Raw genomic sequence first — 7,090 nt, 5'->3', positions numbered from 1 at the left:
TGTGTATAAGAGACAGGGATGACGGGGTATCGCTCCGCGATCGCCTCGACCCCCTCGGCCTCGGCGACGCCCTGCGCGGCCTCGGCGAGGGTCTGCGCGGCCTCGGCGAGGACCTGATCGATCCGGTGACGGGAGGGGCGCGGAACACCGACCCCGACGGTACGGGAGAGGCCGGGGAGTCCGCCCCGGCGGCCGGTGACGACACGGAGCCGGAGGGCGGCGGGGCCTCCCGGGAGGCCGACGTCACCACCGACGGCACCACCGCGGACGGCACCACCGCCGGTGGTGACGCCCCGTCCGGTGGCCCCGTGGCGGGGGAGCCCCCGACTCCTCCGAACGACCCCCCGGCCGCCGACGATCCGACCGCCGGGACCGGCCCCGGCGGGGAAGCCGACGGGAGCGGGCGGGACACGACGGCCGAGGTCGGGAACGCGGCCGACGCGGGAACCGACGCCGGAACCGACACGGAGAAAGCCGACCCCGCGGACGGGGAGGACCCGTTCGCCCCGGACGCCGCGGGGAAGGTCCCCTTCCCCTGTCCCGAGACGCTGCGACAGGCCGGGACCGACGAGGTCACCCCGGTGGTGGTCCCCGACAACCCATGGCTCCTGGACGCCCGTTACCTGACGCTCAACGGGTTGAGGTACCACGGCGTGGTCAACCTGACCACGGCGAACGGCTCGACCAAGCAGGCGTTGAAGTTCACCGCCGATCGCCTGGACATCGGCGACCTGCACCAGATCGTGGAGGCGACGGACGGTCTGCGGTATCACGTGCGGGCGCCGCGGGGCAGCAACTCCACCTTCCGCAACGGTCGGGTCACCATGTACACCGAGCGGTTGGAGGGGCGGCTGTTCGGGCTGATCCCGATCGTCTTCGACCCGCTCCACGAGCCGCCGCTGGACCTGCCCTTCGTCCACTTCACGAACGTCCTGGTGACCCAGGCCGGGCAGTTCGGCGGTGAGTTGACGATCCCCGGCATGCGGCAGTACACCACCCGGGGGTGAGGGTTCCTCCCCCTCTCCCGTCCCCTCCCGGTCGGTACCCGGCCCGGATGCGCCGCGCACGACGGCGCCCCGCCCGGGGCCCGTCCGGGAGGGGACGGGCGGACCGGCACGGGGCGCCGTACGCGGAGGGGCGGCGTCACCGCCCGGCGGACTCAGCTGTCGTGGCCCAGGTGCAGTACCCGCACCATGTTGGTGGTGCCGGCCACACCGGGCGGGGAGCCCGCCGTCATGATCATCACGTCGTTCTCGTGGAAGCGGTTGAGCTTCAGCAGCTCGGAGTCGACCAGCCGGACCATCTCGTCGGTGTGCTCGGCGTGCGGCACGACGAAGGTCTCCACACCCCAGCTGAGGGTCAACTGGTTGCGGGTGGCCTCCTCGGTGGTGAAGGCCAGGATCGGCTGACTCGCCCGGTAACGGGACAGTCGGCGGGCGGTGTCGCCGGAGTGGGTGAAGGCGACGAGGGCCCTGCCGTCGAGGAAGTCGGCCATCTCGCAGGCGGCCCGGGCCACCGATCCGCCCTGGGTGCGGGGCTTCTTGCCCGGCACCAGCGGCTGCAGGCCGCGCGAGATCAGCTCGGCCTCGGCGGCCACCACGATCTTCGACATGGTGCGCACGGTCTCGATCGGGTACTGCCCGACGGAGGACTCCGCGGAGAGCATGACCGCGTCGGCGCCGTCCAGGATGGCGTTGGCCACGTCGGAGGCCTCGGCGCGGGTGGGACGGGAGTTGGTGATCATCGACTCCATCATCTGGGTGGCGACGATCACCGGTTTGGCGTTGCGGCGGCACATCTCGATCAGGCGCTTCTGCACCATCGGCACCCGCTCGAGGGGGTACTCCACGGCGAGGTCGCCACGCGCCACCATCACGCCGTCGAAGGCGAGGACGACCTCCTCCATGTTCTCGACGGCCTGCGGCTTCTCCACCTTCGCGATCACCGGGACGCGCCGTCCGACCCGGTCCATGACGGCGTGCACGTCGCGCACGTCGGCGGCGTTGCGCACGAAGGAGAGCGCGACCATGTCGCAGCCCATCCGCAGGGCGAACTCCAGGTCCTCGACGTCCTTCCCGGACAGCGCCGGGACGTTGACCGCCACGCCCGGCAGGTTGATCCCCTTGTGGTCCGAGATCACCCCGCCCTCGATGACGATGGTGTGCACCCGGGGGCCCTCGACCTCGGTGACCTGGAGGGCGACGTTGCCGTCGTTGATGAGGACGGTCTCGCCCTTGGTGACGTCGCCGGGCAGCCCCTTGTAGGTGGTGCCGCAGATCGTCCGGTCGCCGGGGACGTCCTCGGTGGTGATGGTGAACTGGTCGCCGCGCACCAGCTCGACCGGCCCCTCGGCGAAGGTCTCCAGCCGGATCTTCGGCCCCTGGAGGTCCGCCAGCACGCCCACGGCACGCCCGGTCTCCTCGCTCGCCTTGCGCAGGCGCTGGTACCGGGCCTCGTGTTCGGCGTGGGTGCCGTGGCTCATGTTGAAGCGGGCCACGTTCATGCCGGCCTCGATCAGGTTCTTCAACTGATCATAGGAGTCCACGGCGGGGCCCAGGGTGCAGACGATCTTGGAACGGCGCATGGGAACGATCCTATCGTTTGTTCAGCCGGGGAATAATCCTGGTGGCGCCGGCGGGCAACGCTCCCGGTCCGGCGCCCCCGGGGCGTGGCGCGCCCCCGGGCGAACCGGTGCGGCGGCCGGCCCGCCGGGCCCCGGAGCGGTCAGCCGGTCACCAGCGCGTGCGCCTGCACGGCGATCTCCAGTTCCTCGTCCGTCGGAACCACGGCGACCGCGACCCGAGCGTACTCCGGGGAGATGATCCGGGGGCCGTCCTCCCGGCGCGCGTTGCGCTCCGGGTCCACCACCGGACCCAGCCCCTCATCCATACCGGCGACGACCGCCGCCCGCACCTCGGCGGAGTTCTCCCCTACGCCGGCGGTGAAGGCGATCGCGTCGACCCGCCCCAGGACGGCGGTGTACGCCCCGACGTATTTCCGCAACCGGTGCACGTACACCTCGAAGGCCAGCCGGGCCCGCTCGCCGTCCTCCCCGCCCTCGTCGATCCGGCGCCGGATCTCCCGCATGTCGTTGTCCCCGCACAGACCGATCAGGCCGGAGCGACGGTTGAGCAGGTCGTCGATGGCGTCCACCGACATCCCCGCCACCCGCGACAGGTGGAAGATCACCGCCGGGTCCACGTCGCCGGAGCGGGTGCCCATGACCAGCCCCTCCAGCGGGGTGAGCCCCATCGAGGTCTCCACGCACCGACCACCGGCCACCGCCGAGGCGGAGGCCCCGTTGCCCAGGTGCAGCACGATGACGTTCACCTCCGAGGGGTCCCGACCCAGCAGCCGGGCGCAGGCCCGCGAGACGTGGGCGTGGGAGGTGCCGTGGAAGCCGTAGCGGCGGATCCGGTGCGCGTCCGCCACCCCGGTGTCGATCGCGTACCGGGCCGCCGCCTCCGGAATGGTGGTGTGGAAGGCGGTGTCGAAGACCGCGACCTGCGGCAGGTTCGGGTTGAGCGTCCGGGCGGTGCGTATGCCGGTGAGGTTCGCCGGGTTGTGCAGCGGTGCCAGCGGCACCAACCGCTCGATCTCCGCCTCCACCTCCGGGGTCACCAGCGTCGGTTCGGTGAAGCGCCGCCCACCGTGCACCACCCGGTGGCCGACCGCGACCAGGCCGGGGGAGTCGAACCCCAGCCCGTCGGCCGCCAACTCGGCGGCCATCGCCTTCAACGCGGCCCGGTGGTCGGGCATCGGCTCCTCGCGCGTCCGCCGGGCCCCGTCGGCGGTGGTGTGCCGCAGCCGCGAGCCCCTCTCCCCGATCCGCTCCACGATCCCGGCGGCGGGCCGGGACCGGTCGGCCGGATCGACCAACTGGTACTTCACCGAGGACGACCCGGAGTTCAGCACCAGGACGCGACCGTCGGTCATGGGGTTACCTCTTTCGTTCGTCGGGCGGGGGTGCGCGGAGCGGGGAAGGGGGTCAGCCGGCGTCGGCGGCCGGGCCCGACCCCGGGCGGGGGCCCAGAGCCTGTGCCTGGATCGCGGTGATCGCCACGGTGGTGACGATGTCCTGCACCAGCGCCCCGCGCGACAGGTCGTTGACCGGCTTGCGCAGCCCCTGGAGCACCGGGCCGACCGCCACCGCGCCCGCCGAGCGCTGCACCGCCTTGTAGGTGTTGTTGCCGGTGTTCAGGTCCGGGAAGATCAGCACCGTCGCCTGCCCGGCCACCTTCGAGTCCGGCAACTTGGCCGCCGCCACCGACGGCTCCACCGCCGCGTCGTACTGGATGGGGCCGTCGACCGGCAGGTCGGGCCGGCGCTCGCGGACCAGCTCGGTCGCCGAGCGCACCTTCTCCACCTCCGCCCCCGAACCGGAGGTGCCGGTGGAATAGGAGAGCATCGCGATCCGCGGCTCCACCCCGAACCGGGCGGCGGTGTCGGCGGACTGGACGGCGATGTCGGCCAACTGCTCGGCGTCCGGATCCGGGATCACGGCGCAGTCGCCGTACACCAGCACCCGGTCGGCCAGGCACATGAAGAACACCGAGGAGACATTGGAGGCACCCGGCACGGTCCGGATCACCTCGAAGGCCGGGCGGATGGTGGCGGCCGTGGAATGGACGGCGCCGGAGACCATGCCGTCGGCCAGCCCCTCGCGGACCATCAGGGTGCCGAAGTAGGAGACCTCCGCGACCACGTCGTGCGCCAACTCCGGGGTGACGCCCCGGTGGGCCCGCAGCTTCGCGTACAGCTCGGTGAACCGCTCGCGCAGCGGTGAGGTCTGCGGGTCCACCACCCGGGCGTGCGCGCCGGGTCCCTCGGGGACCTCACCGGCGGCCAACAGCGGCAGGTTCAGGCCCAGCTCGCCGGCCCGGCGCCGCACGGCGGTCTCCTCGCCCAGCAGCGTCAGATCGCAGACCTGCCGCCGCAGCAGCACCTCCGCCGCCCGCAGCACCCGCTCGTCGGTGCCCTCCGGGAGCACCACGTGACGACGGTCGGAGCGGGCCCGCTCGATCAGCTCGTGCTCGAACATCATCGGGGTGACCCGACCGTTGCGGGCCACCGAGAGCCGCTCGGTGAGCTGCGCGGTGTCCACGTGCGTCTCGAACAGGCCGAGCGCGATCTCCGCCTTGCGGGGGGTACCGGCGGTCAGCTTGCCCTCCAGCCCGAACAGCTCCTGCGCGGTGGGGAAGGAGCCGCCGGGCACCGAGAGCACCGGGGTGCCGGGGGCCAGCCGCCCCGCCAACGACAGGGCCTCCTCCCCGGGGTTCTCCCCCAGGGTGAGCAGGATGCCCGCGATCGGCGGCGCGCCCGCGGAGTGCGCGGCCAGCGCGCCGATCACCAGGTCGGCGCGGTCACCGGGGGTCACCACCAGGCAGCCCTCGGTCAGGGCGGTGAGGAAGGTGGGAAGCATGGCGCCGCCGAAGACGAAGTCCCGCACGTCCCGGGCCAGCCCGTTGTGGTCACCCAACAGCACCCCGGCGTTCAGGGAGTCGGCGATCTGCGCCACGGTCGGGGCCGAGAGCGCCGGGTCCTCCGGCAGCACGTACACCGGTTCCGGCAGGTGGCGGCCCAGCTCCCGGGCGGCCTCGCGGGCGTGCGAGTCGCGCACCCGGTTGGCGATCGTCGCGATCACCTGGCAACCCAGCGAGGTGTAGGCGTGGTGGGCGTTGCGCACCTCGGCCACGATCGCCTCGGCGTCCCGTTCGCGCCCCGCCACCACCGGCAGCACCACGGCGCCGAACTCGTTGGCCAACCGGGCGTTGAGCGCCAGTTCGGCGGGCAGACCGGTGTCGGCGAAGTCGGTGCCCAGGATCACCACCGCCTCGTGTTTCTCGGCCACCGCGTGGTAGCGGTCCACCAGGCGGGAGACCAGCTCGTCGGTGCCCAGCTCCGCCTGGAGGGCGCCGGCGGCGGCGTAGGTGGTGCCGACCATGGAGGCGGCGGGCTGCACCAGGCGGTAGCGGGAGCGCAGCAGGTCCAGCACGGGGTCGGCGCCGCCGTGGCCGAGCGGCCTGAAGACCCCGACCCGGTCGACCCGCCGGGTCAGCAGCTCCATCACCCCCAACTCGATCACCTGGCGGCCGTCCCCTCGGCCGATGCCGGTCACGTACACGCTGCGCGCCACGCGGGTCCTCGCCTCCCGGGCCGGTCGGCCCGTCGTCGTTCGGGGTCCTCGGTCGGTTCCGTCCTCCGGACACGCCGACCCGGGTGGACCGGGGCCCGTCCCCGGGGCGACGCCGGATTCGGCGCCGGGATCACCGGGTATCCGAACGGGCGACCACCTGCTCACCCGATCCGGGGTGTCCGCACTCTTGACAGTACCCGCCTTCGCGGGTTAGGCCCCGTTCCGGGGGTGGTTCGGGTCATCCCGGGGCCGGGCCTCCGCCCGGTCCCACCGGTCGCGTGACCGTGCGGGCGCGGGGTACGGGCGTGACACAATCCCGATGGCCCCGAGGGCGCGGCCTCCCGCTTCTTCCCCGGCCCGCGTCGCCGGGGGGTTCGTGAACCCGAGACTTCCCCAACGACCAGGAGAGAGACCCATGCGTATTGGCGTTCTCACCGCGGGCGGAGACTGCCCCGGACTCAACGCCGTGATCCGTTCGGTGGTCCACCGCGCCGTGGTGGACCACGGTGACGAGGTCATCGGCTTCGAGGACGGCTTCAAGGGGCTCCTGGAGGGCCGCTACCGCAAGCTCGACATCAACGCCGTGAGCGGCATCCTGGCCCGGGGCGGCACCGTGCTGGGCTCCAGCCGGCTGGAGCGCGGAAGGCTCCGGGACGCCTGCGCCAACGCGGAGCAGTTGCGGCGGGAGCTGAGCCTGGACGCGCTCATCCCGATCGGCGGCGAGGGCACCCTCACCGCCGCCAACATGCTCTCCGAGGCCGGCATCCCCGTCGTGGGGGTGCCCAAGACCATCGACAACGACATCTCCGCCACCGACCGCACGTTCGGTTTCGACACGGCGGTGATGGTCGCCACCGAGGCCATCGACCGGTTGAAGACCACCGCCGAGTCCCACCAGCGGGTGATGGTCGTCGAGGTGATGGGCCGGCACGCCGGGTGGATCGCCCTGGAGTC

The 7,090-nt window shown here is 72.7% G+C and carries 4 protein-coding genes and 1 pseudogene; 2 read left to right on the top strand and 3 right to left on the bottom strand.

The window, feature by feature from the left end; all coding sequences use genetic code 11:
• A pseudogene (locus FNQ90_RS07895) lies at positions 1–1,007 on the top strand (hypothetical protein); the annotation flags it as partial.
• Positions 1,008–1,159: 152 nt separating this feature from the next.
• Here FNQ90_RS07895 and pyk read toward each other — a convergent pair.
• From pyk to pta, 3 genes are all read right to left on the bottom strand, one after another.
• Positions 1,160–2,584 (bottom strand): pyruvate kinase, encoded by a 1,425-nt coding sequence (gene pyk / locus FNQ90_RS07890; protein ID WP_143619965.1) that lies wholly within the window; start codon positions 2,582–2,584, stop codon positions 1,160–1,162.
• 140 nt (positions 2,585–2,724) lie between these two features.
• Positions 2,725–3,936: an acetate kinase gene (locus FNQ90_RS07885; RefSeq protein ID WP_182605719.1), complete on the bottom strand. Its 1,212-nt coding sequence runs from the start codon at positions 3,934–3,936 to the stop codon at positions 2,725–2,727.
• A gap of 52 nt (positions 3,937–3,988) precedes the next feature.
• Complete coding sequence (gene pta / locus FNQ90_RS07880) at positions 3,989–6,136, bottom strand: phosphate acetyltransferase (protein ID WP_182605718.1); 2,148 nt, start codon at positions 6,134–6,136, stop codon at positions 3,989–3,991.
• A 415-nt stretch (positions 6,137–6,551) separates the two neighbouring features.
• On the opposite strand from pta, the gene FNQ90_RS07875 reads away from it, so the two are divergent.
• Positions 6,552–7,090 (top strand): ATP-dependent 6-phosphofructokinase (locus tag FNQ90_RS07875; RefSeq protein ID WP_182605717.1); only part of this gene is annotated, 539 nt, incomplete at its 3' end.

Origin of the sequence: Streptomyces alkaliphilus (assembly GCF_014141535.1) — a bacterium.
GTDB lineage: Bacteria > Actinomycetota > Actinomycetes > Streptomycetales > Streptomycetaceae > Streptomyces > Streptomyces alkaliphilus.
Note: the sequence above shows the minus strand (reverse complement) of the source record. Positions and strands in the feature narration are given on the sequence as shown.

Coding starts and splice junctions, on each gene's coding strand:
- FNQ90_RS07885 (WP_182605719.1), bottom strand. CDS start 3,936: ATGACCGACGGTCGCGTCCTGGTGCTGAACTCCGGGTCGTCCTCGGTG.
- pyk (WP_143619965.1), bottom strand. CDS start 2,584: ATGCGCCGTTCCAAGATCGTCTGCACCCTGGGCCCCGCCGTGGACTCC.